General features: G+C 70.3%; 23 protein-coding genes. 11 read left to right on the forward strand and 12 right to left on the reverse strand.

What is annotated here, in order from left to right:
• Positions 1-320: 320 nt before the first annotated feature.
• Together B8W67_RS18185 and B8W67_RS18190 are read left to right on the forward strand one after the other, a co-directional pair.
• Positions 321-1,772 carry a neutral zinc metallopeptidase gene (locus B8W67_RS18185; RefSeq protein ID WP_069390574.1) on the forward strand — a complete coding sequence of 484 codons (1,452 nt, stop codon included), beginning with the start codon at positions 321-323 and terminating at the stop codon, positions 1,770-1,772.
• Between the two features lie 20 nt (positions 1,773-1,792).
• Positions 1,793-2,212, forward strand: a complete 420-nt coding sequence (locus B8W67_RS18190) for a DUF4333 domain-containing protein (RefSeq protein WP_069390575.1) — start codon at positions 1,793-1,795, stop codon at positions 2,210-2,212.
• A 149-nt stretch (positions 2,213-2,361) separates the two neighbouring features.
• On the opposite strand, the gene B8W67_RS18195 is transcribed toward B8W67_RS18190, so the two are convergent.
• Positions 2,362-2,787 carry an Hsp20/alpha crystallin family protein gene (locus B8W67_RS18195; protein WP_069390576.1) on the reverse strand — a complete coding sequence of 142 codons (426 nt, stop codon included), beginning with the start codon at positions 2,785-2,787 and terminating at the stop codon, positions 2,362-2,364.
• Positions 2,788-2,900: 113 nt separating this feature from the next.
• On the opposite strand from B8W67_RS18195, the gene B8W67_RS18200 reads away from it, so the two are divergent.
• Together B8W67_RS18200 and B8W67_RS18205 are read left to right on the forward strand one after the other, a co-directional pair.
• Positions 2,901-3,236 carry a MerR family transcriptional regulator gene (locus tag B8W67_RS18200; protein WP_069390577.1) on the forward strand — a complete coding sequence of 112 codons (336 nt, stop codon included), beginning with the start codon at positions 2,901-2,903 and terminating at the stop codon, positions 3,234-3,236.
• A gap of 13 nt (positions 3,237-3,249) precedes the next feature.
• Entirely contained in the window at positions 3,250-3,501 is a 252-nt protein-coding gene (locus B8W67_RS18205; protein WP_069390578.1) for an Rv3202a family protein, read from the forward strand.
• Here B8W67_RS18205 and B8W67_RS18210 read toward each other — a convergent pair.
• Genes B8W67_RS18210 through thiO form a run of 5 tightly spaced genes read right to left on the reverse strand, consistent with a single transcriptional unit; the run spans position 3,460 to position 6,504 of the window.
• A complete protein-coding gene (locus B8W67_RS18210) occupies positions 3,460-3,963 on the reverse strand; it encodes a hypothetical protein (protein ID WP_069390579.1) in 504 nt (167 codons plus the stop codon). The two genes, B8W67_RS18205 and B8W67_RS18210, sit on opposite strands and share 42 nt — an antisense overlap.
• Positions 3,964-3,994: 31 nt before the next feature.
• Positions 3,995-4,504: a hypothetical protein gene (locus tag B8W67_RS18215; protein ID WP_069390580.1), complete on the reverse strand. Its 510-nt coding sequence runs from the start codon at positions 4,502-4,504 to the stop codon at positions 3,995-3,997.
• A complete protein-coding gene (gene thiG / locus B8W67_RS18220) occupies positions 4,501-5,265 on the reverse strand; it encodes a thiazole synthase (protein ID WP_069390581.1) in 765 nt (254 codons plus the stop codon). The genes B8W67_RS18215 and thiG overlap by 4 nt, the downstream gene beginning before the upstream one ends.
• On the reverse strand, positions 5,258-5,455 hold the full coding sequence (gene thiS / locus B8W67_RS18225) for a sulfur carrier protein ThiS (protein ID WP_069390582.1): 198 nt from the start codon (positions 5,453-5,455) through the stop codon (positions 5,258-5,260). Before thiS ends, thiG begins: the two co-directional genes overlap by 8 nt.
• Positions 5,452-6,504 (reverse strand): glycine oxidase ThiO, encoded by a 1,053-nt coding sequence (thiO, locus tag B8W67_RS18230; protein WP_069390583.1) that lies wholly within the window; start codon positions 6,502-6,504, stop codon positions 5,452-5,454. Before thiO ends, thiS begins: the two co-directional genes overlap by 4 nt.
• A gap of 130 nt (positions 6,505-6,634) precedes the next feature.
• Here thiO and thiE point away from each other — a divergent pair, with 130 nt between their 5' ends.
• Positions 6,635-7,309, forward strand: a complete 675-nt coding sequence (thiE, locus tag B8W67_RS18235; protein WP_069390584.1) for a thiamine phosphate synthase — start codon at positions 6,635-6,637, stop codon at positions 7,307-7,309.
• Between the two features lie 199 nt (positions 7,310-7,508).
• On the opposite strand, the gene B8W67_RS18240 is transcribed toward thiE, so the two are convergent.
• Complete coding sequence (locus B8W67_RS18240; protein ID WP_069390585.1) at positions 7,509-8,120, reverse strand: NUDIX hydrolase; 612 nt, start codon at positions 8,118-8,120, stop codon at positions 7,509-7,511.
• Positions 8,121-8,172: 52 nt separating this feature from the next.
• Complete coding sequence (locus B8W67_RS18245; protein ID WP_085305497.1) at positions 8,173-8,937, reverse strand: hypothetical protein; 765 nt, start codon at positions 8,935-8,937, stop codon at positions 8,173-8,175.
• Between the two features lie 148 nt (positions 8,938-9,085).
• Here B8W67_RS18245 and glnX point away from each other — a divergent pair, with 148 nt between their 5' ends.
• From glnX to B8W67_RS18265, 4 genes are all read left to right on the forward strand, one after another.
• On the forward strand, positions 9,086-10,405 hold the full coding sequence (glnX, locus tag B8W67_RS18250) for a protein kinase G-activating protein GlnX (RefSeq protein ID WP_085305499.1): 1,320 nt from the start codon (positions 9,086-9,088) through the stop codon (positions 10,403-10,405).
• Positions 10,402-11,376: a glutamate ABC transporter substrate-binding protein gene (locus tag B8W67_RS18255; RefSeq protein ID WP_085305501.1), complete on the forward strand. Its 975-nt coding sequence runs from the start codon at positions 10,402-10,404 to the stop codon at positions 11,374-11,376. The genes glnX and B8W67_RS18255 overlap by 4 nt, the downstream gene beginning before the upstream one ends.
• Positions 11,377-13,611, forward strand: a complete 2,235-nt coding sequence (locus tag B8W67_RS18260; protein ID WP_085305503.1) for a serine/threonine-protein kinase PknG — start codon at positions 11,377-11,379, stop codon at positions 13,609-13,611.
• A 155-nt stretch (positions 13,612-13,766) separates the two neighbouring features.
• The gene (locus B8W67_RS18265) at positions 13,767-14,459 is read left to right on the forward strand and encodes a type IV toxin-antitoxin system AbiEi family antitoxin (protein ID WP_234806815.1); all 693 of its coding nucleotides are present in this window, start codon (positions 13,767-13,769) and stop codon (positions 14,457-14,459) included.
• A 135-nt stretch (positions 14,460-14,594) separates the two neighbouring features.
• Here the strand turns inward: B8W67_RS18265 and B8W67_RS18270 are convergent, their stop codons facing one another.
• Positions 14,595-15,194, reverse strand: a complete 600-nt coding sequence (locus B8W67_RS18270) for a hypothetical protein (RefSeq protein WP_085305506.1) — start codon at positions 15,192-15,194, stop codon at positions 14,595-14,597.
• 162 nt (positions 15,195-15,356) lie between these two features.
• On the opposite strand from B8W67_RS18270, the gene B8W67_RS18275 reads away from it, so the two are divergent.
• Complete coding sequence (locus B8W67_RS18275; protein ID WP_133056145.1) at positions 15,357-16,085, forward strand: hypothetical protein; 729 nt, start codon at positions 15,357-15,359, stop codon at positions 16,083-16,085.
• 77 nt (positions 16,086-16,162) lie between these two features.
• Here the strand turns inward: B8W67_RS18275 and B8W67_RS18280 are convergent, their stop codons facing one another.
• A complete protein-coding gene (locus B8W67_RS18280) occupies positions 16,163-16,573 on the reverse strand; it encodes a DUF6632 domain-containing protein (RefSeq protein ID WP_085305510.1) in 411 nt (136 codons plus the stop codon).
• Positions 16,574-16,723: 150 nt separating this feature from the next.
• On the opposite strand from B8W67_RS18280, the gene B8W67_RS18285 reads away from it, so the two are divergent.
• On the forward strand, positions 16,724-17,407 hold the full coding sequence (locus tag B8W67_RS18285) for a hypothetical protein (RefSeq protein ID WP_085305511.1): 684 nt from the start codon (positions 16,724-16,726) through the stop codon (positions 17,405-17,407).
• A gap of 240 nt (positions 17,408-17,647) precedes the next feature.
• Here B8W67_RS18285 and B8W67_RS18290 read toward each other — a convergent pair whose 3' ends face one another.
• Positions 17,648-17,884: a hypothetical protein gene (locus B8W67_RS18290; protein ID WP_133056146.1), complete on the reverse strand. Its 237-nt coding sequence runs from the start codon at positions 17,882-17,884 to the stop codon at positions 17,648-17,650.
• 50 nt (positions 17,885-17,934) lie between these two features.
• Positions 17,935-18,120 carry a hypothetical protein gene (locus B8W67_RS20635; protein WP_133056147.1) on the reverse strand — a complete coding sequence of 62 codons (186 nt, stop codon included), beginning with the start codon at positions 18,118-18,120 and terminating at the stop codon, positions 17,935-17,937.
• Between the last annotated feature and the right edge of the window lie 65 nt (positions 18,121-18,185).

An 18,185-nucleotide genomic window follows, 5' to 3' on the forward strand; every position in this document is an offset into this window, starting at 1 on the left:
CCCCAGGCCGGACCACCTCCGGTCCCGCCGGCGGTACCGGGGGTGGTCCGCCCTGGGGCGGGCCGGTCGGCACGGGGCCACTGGGGCTCCAGCCCGACGGGGCCATCATCGTCGGATCCTCGGCGCCGGGCTGGCCGGTGCGCCACGGCGCTGTCTCGTTCGGACGGTTGGGATCGCCCCCATAAGGGGGGTACGACTCGGGCATCCTCACCGCCTTTCACGGACTGACACGGGGGTTTGACGCGTGTGCGTGCACCAAATTCAATCACGGGCATAATGACCCGCATCCGCTTAATCCCTACTCCAGGAGAGATCCCTCGATGCCTCAGCTGCGGCGTGTGATGGTCACGGCCGCGGTGCTGCTGCTCGCCGTCGGTCTGGTCGGATGCACCCGGATGATGGAGAGCCACCCGGTGTCGGTCTACGCCGACCCGTTCAGTGTAGGCGGGCTTCCCGCCGAGGACGGCCCCAGCGGGCTGCGCGTGGAGGCGGAGAAACCGCTGATCCAGGTGACCGGCGCCGACGACGGCCCGGTCGACATGATCGCCCGCCAGGCCGTCACCGACATCGAGACGTTCTGGGGCGGGGCGTATCGCTCCACGTTCACCGGCAGCTTCCAGCAGGTCGGGCAGCTGTTCTCCTGGGATGCCCGCCAGCCGCTGCGCCAGCGGTTCTGCGGGCACCAGACCTTCCGGTTCGCCAACGCGGTGTACTGCCTGCTCGACAACACCATCGGCTGGGACCGCGGCATCATGCTGCCGATCCTGCGGGCGGCCTACGGCGACATGGCGATCACCATGGTGCTCGCCCACGAATACGGCCACGCGCTGAGCTCGATGGCGCGGATGAACAAGCTCGACGCCCCGGTGCTGGTGCGCGAACAGCAGGCCGACTGCCTGGCCGGGGTGTACATGCGCTGGGTGGCCGAGGGCAAGTCGCCGCGCTTCGAGCTGTCCACCGGTGACGGGCTCAACGACCTGCTGGCGGTCATGGTCGGCATCCGCGACCCGGTCATGGTCGAAGGGGAGCCCCAGACCGACGAGCACGGTTCGGCGTTCGAGCGGATCTCGGCGTTCCAGTTCGGCTTCACCGACGGCGCGCGGTCCTGCGCGCTGATCGACAGTGCGCAGATGGAGACCCGCCGCCAGGGGCTGCCGCAGGCGTTGCAGGAGGAGGACACCGGGGAGTGGCCGGTGACCGCGGACTCGGTGCGCACGATCGTCGACGAGCTCACCGCCCGCTACGCCCCCGCGGAGCCGCCGACGCTGAGCTTCGACACCGACGAGGACTGCCCCGACGCCCGCTCCGGTTCGCCGGCGTCGTACTGCCCGGCGTCAAACACGATCGTGGTGGACCTGCCGGAGCTGATCGAGCTGGGCACCCCGCCGGCCGAGGACGAGATGTCGTTTGAGACCGCGCTGTCGATGGCCGGGGACAACACCGCCTACTCGATCCTCATGTCGCGGTACATGCTGGCGCTGCAGCATCAGCGCGGCGGGCTGGCGCTGGACACCGCCCAGGCGGGGCTGCGCACCGCCTGCATGACCGGGGCGACCACCGCGATGCTGGCCACCCCGTTCACCCGCGAGGACGGCACCACGATCACGCTGAGCGCCGGGGACCTCGACGAGGCGGTGACCGGGCTGTTGACCAACGGCGTGGCCGCCTCCGACGTCAACGGCGACGCGGTGCCGGCCGGGTTCGCCCGCATCGACGCGTTCCGCACCGGGGTGCTCGGCGACGTCGACCGATGCATCCAGCGGTACCCGTGAACCGCGATAGGCTGCCCGCCATGAGCCACCCCGCGCCCGACCAGCCCGCCGCCGAGGCGCCGCAGCCGCCGTCGGCGCAGCGCCCGTCGGCGCGCCGGTCCCGGCGGTCCTGGTTTCTGCTCGGGCTGGCGATCGGGCTGAACGTGCAGGTGGTGGTCGCCACCGTGTGGGTGCTCGGGTTCCGCACCCCGGGGTATTTCGTGACCAACAGGGTCGACATCACCGAGGTCGACGCCGGGGTGCAGCAGGTGCTCACCGACGTGGTCACCGGCTACGGCGCCACCAACGTCAAAGACGTCGTCTGCAACGACGGGGAGAACCCGGCGCCGAAGAAAGGCGACAAGCTCACCTGCGAGCTGACCATCCACGGGGTGGCGCGCCACGTGGTGGTGCGCTTCCTCGACGACTCCGGCACCTACGAGGTCGGCCGCCCCCAGTAGGCGCGGACCTGGCTGGCGGGGGCCGGCCGCGGGGTGCGCGCGGAGTCCGCGCAGACCGGGCGGGCCGGCGGCGGTGCCCACTCGCACGTTTGCGTGTGTTTTCGGCGCTTGAGGCGACACAAACGTGCGAGTGGACGATGCCGCCGGGGTCAGGCGCTCAGCGCGGTGGGCGAGGTGCCGTCGTGGCGGATCTCGATGCGGCGCGGCTTGGCCTTCTCGGCCACCGGGATCGTCAACCGCAGCACGCCGTCGCGGTAGCTGGCCACGATCTTGTCGGTGTCGAGGGTCTCGCCGAGGAACAGTTGCCGGCTGAACACCCCGCGCGGGCGCTCGGCGGAGACCATCTCCCGGTTCTGGTCGAGGGCGGGGCGTTCGGCGCGCACCGTCAGCACGTTGCGCTCCACGTCGAGTTCCAACGAGTCCGCGTCGACCCCGGGCAGATCGAATTCGACCACGAACTCGTCGCCGTCGCGCCAGGCGTCGACCGGCATCACCGCCGGGCGTGCCGCGGTCCCCAACACCTGCTGTGCGAACCGGTCCAAATCACGGAACGGATCTGTGCGCATCAAAACCATGATCTCCCTCCTGTTCACGTCAAACAATCTATGTCTGTCGACATAGATTTTAGATACCACGTTGCGTATACTTCGGCAAGTACCCGACGCCAGTTTTCAAGGAGGTCGTCCGCGTGAGTGCCTCGTCAGCCCGGTCCGCCCTGGGGGTGTACGGCATCTCGGTCACCGCCGAGCTCTCCGGGATCGCCCCGCAGACCCTGCGGTTGTACGAGCGGCGCGGTCTTGTGAGCCCGGCACGCACCGACGGCGGCACCCGCCGCTACAGCGACGACGACCTGCTGCGCCTGGAGCGGATCGCCGAGCTGGTCAACGAGGGGGTGAACCTCGCCGGTATCGGCCATATCCTGTCGTTGGAATCCAAAAACGCGCAGCTGATGTCCGCCTACACCGCCCTGGAGGTGGCCAACGCGAAACTGCGCGCCGACCGTGCCCGTTCGCCACGCGAGTGAGAGGAGCCCGATCATGGATCTCGACATCCGGTACGACGCCGTGCCCGCCGCCGACGCCTGGGAACAGCAGCTCGCCGTCGACGACGACGACACCGGCTGGGACCACGCTTACCTCACCGCGGTGCGTGAGCGTCGCGGAACACTCGACGACGTCGACGACGCCGACCTGCGCGACCAGGCCGACATCGTGGGGCTGCCCGACGAGCCCGAGCCGGCCGCCGGCTCAGTCGAAGTCCCGCAGCGCTTCGAGGTCTGGGCACAGTGACTCGAGGCTGCCCCACCCCTCGCTGATGAGCCGCTGTGCGCGGCGCGCCTTGTCCAGGATCGGTGCCGGCGGCCAGCCGTCGTCGGTCTCCGGCGCAGTGGCCACGTCGCGGTGGAACTCCGCGGTCAACGCCGCACCGTCGGACCAGGTGCGCAGCGCCTCGGCCATCCCCGGCGTGCGCACCGTGTCGGCCAGCGAGCGCAGCCTAGCGGCGTCGTTCTCATCGAGCAGGGCGTCGGCCTCGTCGGTGAAGTCCGGGGGCAGCGTGGATTCGTCCGCCTCCACGCTATCGATGATGTAGTGCTGCGTGGCCGTCCAGCGTTCGGCGAACTGCTGCACGCGGTCGCAGTCGCTGTGGTGACCGGTGGTGTGCACCAGCCACGCCCCGCCGCCCGCACCGCAGGCGACCAGCAGTGCCGCCAACGGCAGGCGCAGCCGGCCGGCTCCGGCGGTGAGGGGCATGCGTCACGCTAACACCGCGAGTCCGAGGGGTTCACTCGCTGTTTTCGCTGCTGTTGTTGCCGATGAGCACCTGCGGCAGCGCCGGGCAGCGCGCGGTGAGCGCCTCGGTGGCCTCGGTGTAGAGGTTCAGCGCGTCGCGCATCCGGTCGACGATGTCGTCCGGCAGCGGGTTGTTGCTGCTGCGGGCCGGAATGCCCGTGCGCTGCAACTCGGCGTTGATGGTGGCGCTGTCGGCCCAGCGGTTGAGCTGTTCGGCGACCTCGGGGGTGCTCACCGATTCGGCGGCGTGGCGCAGTTTTTCGGCGACCTCCACCTCTCGGTCGGCGACCGCGTCGCGGGTGTAGCCGTCGGGAACGCCGTTGTCGGCGGCGTCGCGCATGTCCCTGGCCATCTCGTACCACTGCTTCCCGGCGTCCTCGACGATGTCGCAGTCCGCCGTCGGCACCTCGGGCGCCGGCACACGCCACAGCAAGATCCCGGCCGCCACGCCGACAGCGATAAGCGTCGCGGCGGTCAGCAGCCGCACCACCGCGCGGCTCACCAGTCTTTGTCCGGCGACGAGGCCTTGGCCCAGAACCGTTTCGGGATGCGCCCGGCGCCGCGGGCGAGGTGGCCGGCGTGGATCGCCGCGGCCATCGCCGTCGCCATCACCGCGGGGTCTGCGGCGCGGGTCACCGCCGATGCCAGCAGCACCGCATCACAGCCGAGTTCCATCGCCAGCGCCGCATCGCTGGCGGTACCGAGCCCGGCGTCGAGGATCACCGGCACCGCGGCTTCGGCGACGATCATCTCGATGTTGTGCGCGTTGAGGATTCCCAGCCCGGTGCCGATCGGCGAGCCCAGCGGCATCACCGCGGCGCACCCGGTGTCCTCCAGGCGTTTGGCCAGCACCGGGTCGTCGTTGGTGTAGGGCAGCACGACGAAGCCGTCGTCAACCAATTGTTCTGCGGCCCGGACCAATTCGACCGCGTCGGGCAGCAGGGTGCGCTCGTCGGCGATCACCTCGAGTTTCACCCAGTCGGTCTCCAGGGCTTCGCGGGCCAGCTGCGCGGTGAGCACCGCCTCGGCCGCACTGCGGCAGCCGGCGGTGTTGGGCAGCGGGGTGATGCCCAGGCGGCCGAGCAGGTCGATCATGCCGGTGCCGCCGTCGGCGTCGATGCGGCGCATCGCCACCGTGGTCAGTTCGGTGCCCGAGGCCACCAGGGCCTCTTCGAGCACCGCGAGGTTGGCCGCTCCCCCGGTGCCCATGATCAGCCGGGAGCCGAAGCTGCGCCCGGCGATGGTGAGTTTGTCGTCAGCCACCTTGCACCGCCGTGAGCACCTCGATGCGTGCACCGTCGGAAAGGGTTTGCTCCCAATCGCTTTTCGGCAGCACGGACCAGTTGAGTGAGACCGCGATGCCGCGGTCGGGATAGCCCAGGGAGTCGATCAGCGCCGCGATCGTGGTCGTGGATTCGACCTCGATCTGCTTGTCGTTGACCGTGACGATCATGCGTCACTCCTTTGCGTTGCGTCGCTGTGCGTTGTCGCGGACGCCAGCGGGGGTGTCGGCGCGCCGAGCAGGTCGGTGACCACGCGGTCGGCGGTCCACGGTGCCCACAGAAATCCGTTGCGGCCGTGCCCGGCGGCGACCACGGTCCGCTCGTCGAGACGTCGCACCAGTGGCAGGTTGTCCGGTGTCATCGGCCGCAGCCCGGCCGCGCACTCGGCCAGTTCGTATTCTCCCAGACCCGGCGCGACCGTGCACGCATCCTCGAGCAGATCGCGCACCCCGTGCACCGCCGGGGCGGTGTCGCGGCCGTGTTCGTACTGGGTGGCGCCGACGACGACCCCGTCGGCGCGCGGCACCAGATACACCGCCCGGCCGTGCACCTTGGCGCGGATGACCCGCCGCGGCACCGGCAGGCAGCCCTTGCGCCAGCGCAGCCGGATGATCTCGCCTTTGACCGGCCGGATCGCCAAACCCGGCCACAGGGCGGGGGCGTCGATGCTGTTGGCCAGCACCCGCTGGTCGGCGGTGAGCTCGCGCAGGTCGCCGACGGCGCCGGCGCGGCGTATCCCGAGGTCGGCGCAGTCCCGTTCGAGGGCGGCGACCACCGCCCGGTTGTCGATGGCCAGCTCGGTGGTGGCGCGGAACCCGTGGCGCACGCTGACCGCCAGCAGCGGCTCGACCTCCCGCGCGGCGGACTCCCAGTGCACCGGATGGCCCTGGGCGTGCAGCCAGTCGGCGACGGTGCGCAGGTCGGCGACGTCGGCGCGGTCGATGGCCACCACCAGCGATTCGCGGGCGGTGAGCACCTCGGGGGGCAGGGTGGCCAGGAACTCCTCGCGCCACAGCTGCAGGGAGCGCAACCCGAGGTGCAGCTGGTCCTTTTCGCCGGGCCAGGCTTCGCTGTGCGGGGCGAGCATGCCGCCGGCCACCCAGGACGGGCCGCGGCGCCCGTCGTGGTGGATGGTGACGGCCCAGCCGGCCCGGGCGGCGCGGCGGGCGATCGACAGCCCGATGACGCCGCCGCCGACGACGGCCAGGGTGTTGGGCATTCACTGCTCCCTTCGCCGGCATGACCCGGATCAGGTGTGACGGTCAGGGCCGGGTCGGTGGCCCACTCTCAGCCCCGCCGCGCCCGGGACTCCCGTGTTCGTCATCCACGCTAGCGGCTAGCGTCGCAGTGTGCACGATCGCTCCGACCGGGTGGCGCGTCTCGCCGACGCGCGGCTGTACCTGTGTACCGACGCCCGCCGCGAGCGCGGTGATCTCGCCTCGTTCGCCGACGCGGTGCTCGCCGGTGGGGTCGACATCATCCAGTTGCGCGACAAAGGCTCCGCCGGGGAGCGGCAGTTCGGGCCGTTGGAGGCCCTCGACGAGCTGGAAGCGTTGGCGGTGCTCACCGAGGCGGCGCGGCGGCACGGCGCGCTGGTGGCGGTCAACGACCGCGCCGACATCGCGGTCGCCGCCCACACCGACGTGCTGCACCTGGGCCAGCGGGACCTGCCGCTGGCGGTGGCCCGCGACATCGTGGGCCCGGACGTGCTGATCGGGCGCTCCACCCGCGACGCGGCGACGGTCGGTGAGGCGGCCGGCTCGCCGGTGGACTATTTCTGCGCCGGCCCGTGCTGGGCGACCCCGACGAAACCGGGCCGCCCGGCTGCCGGCCTGGAGGTGTTGGCGTCGGCGGCCGCGGTGGCGGGCTCGTTGCCGTGGTTCGCGATCGGGGGGATCTCCGAGGAGCGATTGCCGCAGGTCATCGCCGCCGGGGCGCGGCGGGTGGTGGTGGTGCGCGCGCTCACCGAGGCCGCCGATCCGTACGCGGCGGCCACGCGCATGCGCGGTTTGCTGGCGCGCTGATGCCCCGGCGGGGGGCCTTGACTTGTGCGCCCTCGCCGCGCGCCCATCCCGAAGCCTTGTGCACTGGCGGCGACGGCAAGGCGATTTCGGCCGCCGCCACGACACAAGGCTTCGCCGTGGGTGCACAACCCTGGGCCGCGAGTGACCAACGGGACGCCAAGGCATTCACCGCGGCACCGGCGGCGGTCGGCGCATCGGCTTACGACGGCAGCAGCGCGCTGATCTGGCTGCTCAGCGGGGACGGCTCGGCGTCGGGGGCACCGGCGGTGGCCCACAGGAACATCTCGGATTCGATCACCACGGTGCGCGGCAGGTAGCGGCGCCGCTCGTCGTCGGCGTGCAGCGGCACCGCCGCGACGGTGCTGCGCAGCCGCGCCCAGCTGGCCGCGAACCCGGTGTGCAGCGGCAGCGCCGCGACCTCCTCCTCCGGCACCCAGCGCAGCTCGGCGCTCTCCTGATTCGGCGCGACCGCCAACCGCTCGCCGGCATCGGCCACCACGGTGGTGTAGGTCCAGGTGCCGACGTCGGCGGTGACCAACGCGGTGCGCACCGCGATGCGCGCCCCGTCGAGGCCGGCCTCCTCGCCGGCTTCACGCACCGCCGCCTGCTCGGGGGTTTCGTGGCTGTCGCGGGCCCCGCCGGGCAGCCCCCAGGTGCCGCCCTGGTGGCTCCACCACGCCCGATGCTGCAGCAACACCGCCGGCGTGCCGTCGGGAAGCGGTGCACGCAGCAGTAGACCCGCCGCCCCGAACCGGCCCCAATAGCGCGCGCCGGAGGCCGAGAAGGCCCATCCGTCACCGTCGCCGCGCACGCTCCCACCATAGGCGGGTCGCCGCGGCGGGGCGGCCGAAGCCCACGCGAACTCAGGCGGCCGCCGGGTCGGGGGCGGCGCTGGGATAGCGCGCGATGCTGCGCGCCCAGGCGTTGGAGTAGCCGAGCAGGGAAATCCCGCCGGCGGTATGGGAGAGCAGCGCGATGTCGTCGCGCCCGGACTGGTTCATCGCCCAGCCCAGCCCATCCAGGGACACGAGTTTGCGGGCCACCACGATGCGCCGCCGCTCCCACGGCACCGCATCGGAGCGGGTGCGCACCGCGATCTCCAGGCGGTCGGGGCGCGCGCAGCTGCTCAGCACGATCGCCTCGACGTCGTCCCATGGGATGCGGGTGCGCCGCCACTGCAGGCCGCGCATGAGAAACCGCACCCCGTCGGCGTCACCGTCGAAGAGGCTTTCGGTGTTGAGCGTGGTGGCGAACATCGCCAGCAGAGCCATCGGGGTCAGCAGCGCCACCGCAAGCGACGAGGGGCCCGACGCCGCGGCCACGGTTCCGTAAAGCCAGCTGATCACCAGCGTGGAGGCGGGCATGACGGCAATCATGAGCACAAACCGCGGCCTGCTCTGCTTCACCTGATAGCGCATCCGGGCGGTGGCCGCCCGCGCCCCGACGAACCCCGCGGCCGCGCAGACCAGTCCGCCGAGCACCAGCAGCCACACCCACGGGGCGGCTAACCGCGGATGGAAGACACAACCCACCACCGCGGTGGCGGACCCGACCGCCGACAGCACGATGAACCCGATGCGCCGCGGAATCACCGCCCGCTTGGCGGCCAGGGCTTGCCCATGTTCCATGCACCGAACCTAACGCCACCCACCGACGGACCGGCGCAGGAATTCCGACACGAAAAAGCGCGCGCGCCGCCAACGCCGGCCTCTTAGACTTTGCTTATACAGTTGTAGGCCAGCAGCGCAAGCCGTCGAACGGGGGTGTGTACAGCACGTGACCGTGGAGCTGGCGCATCCGTCGACCGAGCCGGAAGGATCGACGGCGCCGACCCAGCCGGCCCACCCGTACTGGTGGTTTTTCACGACGAGCCCCGGCAAGATCACGGTCATCGGCGTGGTGCTGGCCGCCCTGGGGCTGCTCAGCGCGTTCGCCACCGCCTCGACCATCGACCACCGCCAGCACACGCTGACCACGGTGCTCAACCACACCGAACCGCTGGCCTCGGCCGCCGGGCAGCTCTACACCGCGCTGTCGGTGGCCGACGCCGCCGCGGCGACCGCGTTCATCGCCCAGGCCGAGCCGTCGAAGATCCGGCACCGCTACGAGCAGGCCATCACCGACGCCGCCGACGCGGTCACCCGCTCCTCCTCGGGGCTGACCGACGACGAACTGTCCGGGCTGCTGGGGCGGATCAACGCCGAGCTGACCGTCTACACCGGGCTGGTGGAGATCGCCCGCACCAACAACCGGGCCGGCAACCCGGTGGGCTCCAGCTACCTGGCCGAGGCGTCGTCGCTGATGCAGAACACGATCCTGCCCGACGCGCAGCGGCTGTACAACCAGACCGCCGCGCGGGTGGACGCCGAGACCGGCGCCTCGACCCGGGTGCCCGCCCCGGTGGTGCTGGTGGTCACGGTGACGGTGCTGTTCGGGCTCTTCGCGCACCGCTGGCTGGCCGACCGCACCCGCCGCCGCGTCAATCCCGGCCTGGTGGTCGGCGGGCTGGCTATCCTGTTGATGGTGATCTGGGTTGGTACGGCGTTGGCGATCTCCACCACCGCGAGCCGCACCGCCAAGAACACCGCCGCCGACTCGCTGAAAACGCTGACCGACCTGTCGATCAAGGCGCAGCAGGCCCGCGCCGAGGAGACGCTGTCGCTGATCCGCCGCGGCGGCGAGGACGCCCCGAAACGGACGTTCTACGAACACATCGACACCATGCAGCAGCAGCTCGCCAGCTACCTCGACAGCGACACCGCGGTGAACAAGTCCGGGCTGGCCGACGCCGACGAGTTGCTCGACCAGTGGCGTCACGCCAACTACCGGATCAACCAGTACATCGCGGTCGGTAACTACCAGGCCGCCACCCAGGTGGCGGTCGGCACCGGGGAGGGCGACTCCACCCCGGCGTTCGACAAGCTCGACAAGGCACTGACCACGGCGATCGACCAGAGCCGCGACCAGCTGCGCACCGAGGTCACCAACGCCCGCCGCGGGCTGGCCGGGGCGACCGTCGGCGGGGCGGTGCTCTCGATCGCCGCGGCCCTGGCGGTCGCGCTGGGGCTGTGGCCACGGCTGAGCGAGTACCGATGACCGTCGTGCGCGCTCGGCTGGCGGCCACCCTGGCCGCGCTCGTGGTGGTGGCCGGGTGCGGGCACACCGACCGCGCCCCGTCGCCGTCGACGCCGACGCTGCCGCCGCCCACCCCGGCCGGCATGCAGGAGCTGGCCCCGCAGCCGCCGCTGCCGCCGCCGGAGAAACCCGACTGCAAGGACCCGACCGCGAGCCTGCGGCCGTTCTCCAACAAGGCCGACGCCGCGGCCGCGGTGAAGACGATCCGTGACCGCGGCCGGCTGATCGTCGGTCTGGACATCGGGTCGAACCTGCTGAGTTTCCGCGACCCGATCACCGGGGAGATCACCGGGTTCGACGTCGACATCGCCGGGGAGGTCGCCCGCGACATCTTCGGCTCGCCGCTGCAGGTGGAGTACCGCATCCTGTCCTCGGCCGAGCGGGTCACCGCACTGGAGAAAAAGAAGGTCGACATCGTGGTGAAGTCGATGTCGATCACCTGTGAGCGCCGCAAACTGGTGAACTTCTCCACTGTGTATCTGACTGCGCACCAACGGATCCTGATTCCGCGGGACTCCTCGATCGCCCAGGCGGAGGACCTGTCGGGCAAACGGGTCTGTGTGGCGCGCGGCACCACCAGCCTCAACCGGATCCGCCGGATCGCCCCGCCGCCGATCATCGTGTCGGTGGTCACCTGGGCGGACTGCCTGGTGGCGATCCAGCAGCGTCAGGTCGACGCGGTGTCCACCGACGACTCGATCCTGGCGGGGCTGGTCTCCCAGGACCCGTATCTCAACATCGTCGGGCCCTACATGGGTGAGGAGCCCTACGGCATCGGGATCAACAAGGACGACCCCGGCCTGGTGCGGTTCGTCAACGGCACCCTGGAACGCATCCGCCGCGACGGCACCTGGAACACGCTGTATCGCCGCTGGCTGTCGGTGCTCGGCCCGGCCCCGCCACCGCCGGCGGCGAAGTACGAGGCGGACTAGATGGCTGAGCACTCCCCCGACACCGGCGACGCCGCCGACGAAAACGGCCCCAGCACCCAGCCGGCCTCCGATCTGCTGGATTCGGGCACTCTGCGCCCGATGGCCACCCAGGCGATCTTCCGCCCGCACTTCGACGACGACGAGGGCCCGCACACCGTGGCCGCGCTGCCGCCGCGACGCCGGGCCACCACCCGGCGCACCGGCAGCGGGCTGGTGGTGATCCCGCGGGTACCGGACACCGATCCGCTCAACGCGTTGATGAAGAACCCGGTGGTGGCGGAGAACAAGCGGTTCTGCTGGAACTGCGGACGCCCGGTGGGCCGCTCCACCGCCGACACTCCCGCCCCCTCGGAGGGCTGGTGTCAGCACTGCGGCAGCCCGTATTCGTTTCTGCCGCAGCTGCGTCCCGGCGACATCGTCGCCGGCCAATACGAGATCAAGGGCTGCATCGCCCACGGCGGGCTGGGCTGGGTGTATCTGGCCGTCGACCACAACGTCAACGAACGCCCCGTGGTGCTCAAAGGTCTGGTGCACGCCGGTGACGCCGAGGCCCAAGAGATCGCGATGGCCGAACGCAAGTTCCTCGCCGAGGTGGTGCACCCGGCGATCGTCAAGATCTACAACTTCGTCGAACACCCGGATTCCCACGGCGAACCGGTCGGCTACATCGTCATGGAGTACGTGGGGGGCCGGTCCCTCAAGCAGGGTCGCGACGAGAAGCTTCCCGTCTCCGAGGCGATCGCCTACATGCTCGAGATCCTGCCCGCGCTGGGATATCTGCACTCACTGGGCTTGTCCTACAACGATCTCAAGCCGGACAACCTGATGCTCACCGAGGAGCAGGTCAAGCTCATCGACCTCGGTGCGGTCTCGCGCATCCACTCCTACGGCTACCTCTACGGCACCCCGGGTTATCAGGCACCGGAGATCGTGCGTACCGGCCCGACGGTGGCCACCGACATCTACACGGTGGGCCGCACCCTGGCGGCGTTGACGTTGAAGCTGCCCACCCGTAGCGGCCGCTACCTCGAGGGGCTTCCTGAGGACGAACCGACGCTGGCTCGCTACCCGTCGTTCGCGCGGCTGTTGCTGCGCGCCACCGACCCCGACCCGGAGCGCCGGTTCTCCTCCGCCGACGAGATGTCCGGGCAGCTGCTCGGGGTGCTGCGCGAAGTCGTCGCCGCCGACACAGGCGTGCCCCGACCGGGGTTGTCGAGCAACTTCACCCGCAGCCGCGCCACGTTCGGGGTGGCGCTGTTGGTGGCGCACACCGACGTCTACCGCGACGGTCGCGTGCACTCGGAGACGTTGACCGCCCGCGAGATCGTCACCGCGCTGCAGGTGCCGCTGGTCGACCAGACCGACGTCGCCGCCCCGGTGCTCTCGGCCACGGTGCTCTCCCAGCCGGTGCAGACGCTGGATTCGCTGCGCGCGGTGCGCGACGGCGCCCTGGACTCCGAGGGGGTGGACCTGTCGGAGTCGGTGGAGTTGCCGCTGATGGAGGTGCGCGCCCTGCTCGATCTCGGGGAGGTCGCCAAGGCCACCGACAAGCTGGAGAAGCTCGCCGAGCGGGTCGGCTGGCGTTGGCGGCTGGTGTGGTTTCGTGCCGTCTCCGCACTGCTCAACGGCGACTACGCCGCCGCCATCAAGGATTTCAGCGAAGTGCTCGATATCTTCCCCGGCGAGCTGGCCCCCAAGCTGGCGCTGGCCGCGGTCGACGAGCTGGCCGGCAGCGTCGATGACCGCAAGTTCTATCAGACGGTGTGGACCACCGACGACGGGGTGATCTCCGCCGGATTCGGTTTGGCGCGTGCTCAATCCGCGGAAGGTGATCGGTCCGCTGCGGTGCGCACCCTGGATCAGGTGCCCTCCACCTCACGGTATTTCACCACCGCCCGGCTGACCTCGGCGGTGACGCTGCTGTCGGGGCGGGGCCGCGAGGAGATCACCGAGCACGACATCCGCGAGGCGGCGCGGCGCGTGGAGGCGTTGCCGGAGACCGAGCCGCGGGTGCTGCAGATCCGGGCGATGGTGCTCGGCACCGCGATGGACTGGCTGCAGGACGACAACGAAGCCTCCACCAACCACATCCTGGGGTTCCCGTTCACCGAGCACGGGCTGCGCCTGGGGGTGGAGGCCGCGCTGCGCGGCCTGGCTCGCACCGCACCCAGCCGCGAACACCGCTACGCCCTGGTGGATCTGGCCAACAAGGTGCGCCCGGTCTCGACGTTCTGAACCGGTTTCCCGGGTTCGGTTGCGGGGCGCTCAACCGCCATCAGCTGCGCAGCCGATTCCTTCGGCTGTTCCCGGATGTCTACCTGGACAACCGGTTCGAGGTGACTTAGCGGGCCCGCACCACTGGGGCGTGGCTGTGGTCGGGCCGGCGCGCGGTGATCGCGGGGCAGGCGGCCTCGGCGCTGCACCGGGCGAAATGGGTGGACGACGACGTCCCCGTCGAGATGGTCCACGTCAGCCCCCGCTCACCGCGGGGAGTGATCGTCTACCGCGAAGCCGTGTTCCCGGATGAGGTGGTGGAGGTGGCGGGTCTACCGGTCACCACCGCGGCGCGCACCGCGTTCGACCTGGCGCGCCATGCTCCGCTGCGCCCCGCGGTCGCCCGACTGGACGCCCTGGCCGCTGCCACCGGCGTCACCGCCGGGCAGGTGGCTGTCGTGGCCGAACGTCATCGGTTCGTGCGCGGGCTGGCCCCGATGAGGCAGGCGGTGGCGCTCATGGACGCCGGGGCGCAATCCCCGCGGGAGAGCTATCTGCGGTTGACGCTGGTCGAGGCCGGGTTTCCCCGCCCGCGCACCCAGATCCCGGTGGCCACGCCGCAGCGAACCTACTACCTCGACACGGGGTGGGAGGACGTCATGGTCGCCGCGGAGTACGACGGCGAGCAGCACCTGAAGAGCCCGGCGCAGTGGGCCTACGACATCGCCCGCCTCGAACGTCTGCAGGCCGCCGGATGGATCGTCATCCGGGTGGTGAAGTCCCACCGGGCAGCGGAGGTCATCGCCCGGGTTGCTCAGGCGCGGGCGATGCGCGGCGCGGTCGACCGGATCACCCCGCGGATCGCCTAGCCCGCACTGCCGGCCCGCCGGTGACCCTTGTGCATCCACGGCGTCCGCCGCGGCGTTTCGCCCACCCTCAGTGCACAACCTTTCGCCGCCATTGCACAAGGCTCACCCGCGGCGGCCGGCCGACGTGGGGGCCGCTCACATCGTCGCCGCGGCGCCGAACATGGTGGAGACGGTGTCTGCGATCAGCGCCTGGTACTCCGCCTCCCCGGCGGTCACCGTGTTGCGCAGCCGCGGCAGGTTCTGCTGGACCAGGTGCGCCAGGAGACGCTGGTTGACCGGGATGACGATGCCGAGCAGTTCCCGGCGGTCGGTGACCACCAGCAGCTGGCCGGCCGCAGCCGCCTCACGCAGGCGCGCCGCCGACAACTGGCCGATACCGACCATCTCTTGACTCACCTGGTCCTGCTCCGGGGTGCCCGATACCGCAGCGAACGCCTCAACGAGAGGCGCCGCCGCCGCTAACGGCCGGGGCTGGCCCGCCGTGTGCGCGCCGGGCGCTCGCAGCTCCTCCAGGGTCGGCAGCGGGTCGGTGCCGTCGAGTTCCTGCTCGCCGGCAGCCACGGTCTCCGCAAGCCGGGCACTGTTGCGAGTGGCCACGTCGAGAAGCCAGTCCTGCCCGATCGGGCAGAACACGCCGGTCACGACGCGACTGTCGGTGACGCCAAGCAGCTCATCCTCGGCGCCTGCTTGCCGCAGTGCCTCGGCGCGGATGTCCCGGATCGCGATCGTGCGCATCGGTGGCTCCCCAGTCTTCCTATCGCTGGCCCACACAAATCTACGCCCATCGACGCTTGTCAACGCGAGCGTTGCTGTCGTGCAGGCCACCGAAAGTGTCCGGCGTACCCGGTGCCGGGGGTTATACAAGACACATGCGTCGAGGTGGGAACAGGTGAGCCGGTGAGCAGGCGCCGGGTCGTGGCGGTCGTGGCGGTGGCGGTGGCTTTGACGGTGGTGCTGGGCGTGGTCGTGGTGCCGCGCACCGGCTGGTTCGGGCCGCGGGCACGCTTCCGCGCGACAACCCTGCCGAGCTGTGCGGAGATCCTGACTGCACCACGGGTCGAGGACGCGGTGCGCACGGCGTTCGCCGCCACCTGGGCGGAACGCCGGTTTCTCTACGCGCCGGGGCCGGCGGGGCTGTGCCTCGTCACCGCGTTGCCGAAGGCGGTGCTGGCCGAGGACTTCCCGGCAGACGGCACCCCGTGGTCGCGGAATCTGGGGGTGTCGTTCCTGGTGACCAACGAGGATTGGAACAGTGGCAACCGGCCGTGGTATCGGCGCGGCGGGGTACGCGAGGCCAAAGACCGCTACCGCGAGAAGGTGGGAGACACCTGCGGTGACGGAAAAGGCGAGGACCTCACCGCGGAAGAAGACCTCGGCGACGAGGCGAGCGGCTGCTGGACGAGCAGCTTCGACAAACCGAGCCGCCAGTTACTGTTTCGGATCTCCAACCTGATTGTCGACCTGCACTACGAGGGGATGAATTTCGAGCGGGGTGGCGAGGATCCGTCGGCGTCCCGGGAGGATTTGGCCGACAACGCCCGCTGTATCGCGGAGGCGATCGCCGAGTTCTTCGACGCGCCGGTGCACCACCCGCACCACTGTGGGCAGCCCGCGCTGAACGCGTGAGGGCGGTGGGCGGGGCCGGTCAGCCGCCGTGGAGCCGCAGACGCTCAGGGTTCTGGGGTGCCATCATCCGACCGGATTCAGGCGGCGAGTTCTCCGGCATCGGCGGGATGCAGGTCGGCGGAGTGCACCAACAACCCCAGCACCAGCGCCACCGCCAGCAGCGCCGGGACATCACCGAGTAAGTGGCCCAGGTGCTCTCCGACGACGGCCTGCACGGCCATGATCGCCGCGTGCACCACGCTGGAGCACACGGTGAACCAGATCAGGCTCAGGTGATCCTGGGGTCGCCGCGCGGCGTTGAGCAGGAACACCCCGAGGGTGGCGTACACCCCGACGATCATCAGGAAATAGTCGGAGGCGGCGGGCGAGCCCGCGTGCCAGATCCATCCCGACGGCCAGAACAGCGCCACCGGGTAAACCAGAAAAAACAGCACACCGACCACCACGAGGGCGATCTGCAGCCGCCGATATCGCACCGAAGCTGTCATGGCAGTGCTCCCTTCGGGCACGGATTGATTTTCCCACGCCGGGGTGCCGCGCGGTAGTGCCCGATGTGACGCGGTGCGAGGAAAACAGTGCCTTTACACCCCTGTGCGGGGCGGTTCAATGAAGGGATCACCGACGGACGCGGGAGAGGTATGCGACATCGCGGCTGGATCCTGGCGGGCGCTGCGCTCGCGGTGACGGTGATTGTCGTGGCCGTGTTGGGGGTGGGGAAAGCCCGCCGACCCCAGGCGCCGCCGGTGGCGGCGCTACCCACCTGCGACCAGGTCTACGCCTGGCCGGGGGTGCAGGATGCGGTGGTCACCGCGTTCGCGGACACGTGGCCGTTCCATGAGCGCGACGAGCCCGAGCAGCGCACCGTGACCAACTGCAGCATCAACGCCTCGTTTCCGGTGTTCGACTGGGACGCCCGCCCGGCGGGCACACCGCATTCGCGGCTGCTGATCGTGCTGGTGGAGGCCATCCCACCGGACGCCGATCCCGACTGGGACCGGCACGCATGCGACGAGACACCGACGACCAGTGAGCCGGTTGATGAGCCCGGTCTCGGCGAGGAGGCCTACGGGTGTTGGGCCGCAGATGATTTCGGCGGCTATCAGTATCTGCACCGCTACCTGCATGTGCGTACCGGCGGGCTCGGGCTACTCCTGAGCCTCTCGGGCGCGGACTACGGCCCGCTCGACGACCCGGCGGTGACCGCGGGGCTGCGCGCCGATCTGGAACGCAACGCCCGCTGCATCATCGAGCCGGTGGTCAACGGCCTCGGCGGTGAGGTCGACCACCACGGGCAGTGCGGGGATGTCGGCCGCGACGTGTAGGGCGATGATCCGTCCCGGCCGGGGCGCACCGCGCGGTTTCCGACGCGACCGGCGATACCCTCCTCATAGCTGATCTGGCGGCGGCAACTCTCTTCGATGTGTGCATGCACGTCCGCGGGGATAGCGAGGGCACGGCCTGCCTCATCGATGGATTTCCCTGTTGCCGCGGCGATCTGCGCCGCCGGAAGGATTATGCCGGTGCGCAGGGTCTGCTGCAGCATCGCCGGCAGATCCCGGATGTCAGGGTTCACGCGGCGCTCTCCGCATTACCGAGACCACCACTCCGATGGTGACGATCACCGGTATGGAGACGTACCACAACGCCACCAGCGCCAACGGTCCCCACACAGTGATGTCGAGGATGAATAACCGCACATAGTCACCGACCGGAGTCGGTTGCGGACCGTGGTGGGTGACGATCGCCGCCGCGTAGAGCACCAAGCCCATCAGCACGCTACACACGACGGCGACCAACACGACGGACACCACGAGCCGCCGTGGGCTCGGCCTGGCGACGTGTAAACGGCTCATCGTCCCGCCGTCACCGTCGGGAGATCGCCGTCGGACGGGTTGGTCAAATGGGTTGCGTGGCCGGTGAGCTGGTCGTTGAACGGGTCATTGAACGGGATGACATTCTCCAATTCCCACTTCCAGCACGGCATGTCAGGCCGCAACTCAGAGATCGACGTGTCACCCACCCAGGTTGCGTCCACCAGAGTGGTGTACGAGTCGGGACCTGATCTTGGTGACCGGCGTGTCGTAGCCAAATGATTGAAGG

This window comes from Mycolicibacillus koreensis (assembly GCF_002104795.1).
GTDB lineage: Bacteria > Actinomycetota > Actinomycetes > Mycobacteriales > Mycobacteriaceae > Mycobacterium > Mycobacterium koreense.

What these genes read in the sequence shown, in the direction of transcription:
- B8W67_RS18260 (WP_085305503.1), top strand. Translation starts at nt 11,377, where the DNA reads ATGGCTGAGCACTCCCCCGACACCGGCGACGCCGCCGACGAAAACGGC.
- B8W67_RS18255 (WP_085305501.1), top strand. Translation starts at nt 10,402, where the DNA reads ATGACCGTCGTGCGCGCTCGGCTGGCGGCCACCCTGGCCGCGCTCGTG.
- B8W67_RS18270 (WP_085305506.1), bottom strand. Translation starts at nt 15,194, where the DNA reads ATGCGCACGATCGCGATCCGGGACATCCGCGCCGAGGCACTGCGGCAA.
- thiS (WP_069390582.1), bottom strand. Translation starts at nt 5,455, where the DNA reads ATGATCGTCACGGTCAACGACAAGCAGATCGAGGTCGAATCCACGACC.
- thiO (WP_069390583.1), bottom strand. Translation starts at nt 6,504, where the DNA reads ATGCCCAACACCCTGGCCGTCGTCGGCGGCGGCGTCATCGGGCTGTCG.
- B8W67_RS18195 (WP_069390576.1), bottom strand. Translation starts at nt 2,787, where the DNA reads ATGGTTTTGATGCGCACAGATCCGTTCCGTGATTTGGACCGGTTCGCA.
- B8W67_RS18210 (WP_069390579.1), bottom strand. Translation starts at nt 3,963, where the DNA reads ATGCCCCTCACCGCCGGAGCCGGCCGGCTGCGCCTGCCGTTGGCGGCA.
- B8W67_RS18280 (WP_085305510.1), bottom strand. Translation starts at nt 16,573, where the DNA reads ATGACAGCTTCGGTGCGATATCGGCGGCTGCAGATCGCCCTCGTGGTG.
- B8W67_RS18185 (WP_069390574.1), top strand. Translation starts at nt 321, where the DNA reads ATGCCTCAGCTGCGGCGTGTGATGGTCACGGCCGCGGTGCTGCTGCTC.
- B8W67_RS18205 (WP_069390578.1), top strand. Translation starts at nt 3,250, where the DNA reads ATGGATCTCGACATCCGGTACGACGCCGTGCCCGCCGCCGACGCCTGG.
- B8W67_RS18245 (WP_085305497.1), bottom strand. Translation starts at nt 8,937, where the DNA reads ATGGAACATGGGCAAGCCCTGGCCGCCAAGCGGGCGGTGATTCCGCGG.
- B8W67_RS18285 (WP_085305511.1), top strand. Translation starts at nt 16,724, where the DNA reads ATGCGACATCGCGGCTGGATCCTGGCGGGCGCTGCGCTCGCGGTGACG.
- B8W67_RS18190 (WP_069390575.1), top strand. Translation starts at nt 1,793, where the DNA reads ATGAGCCACCCCGCGCCCGACCAGCCCGCCGCCGAGGCGCCGCAGCCG.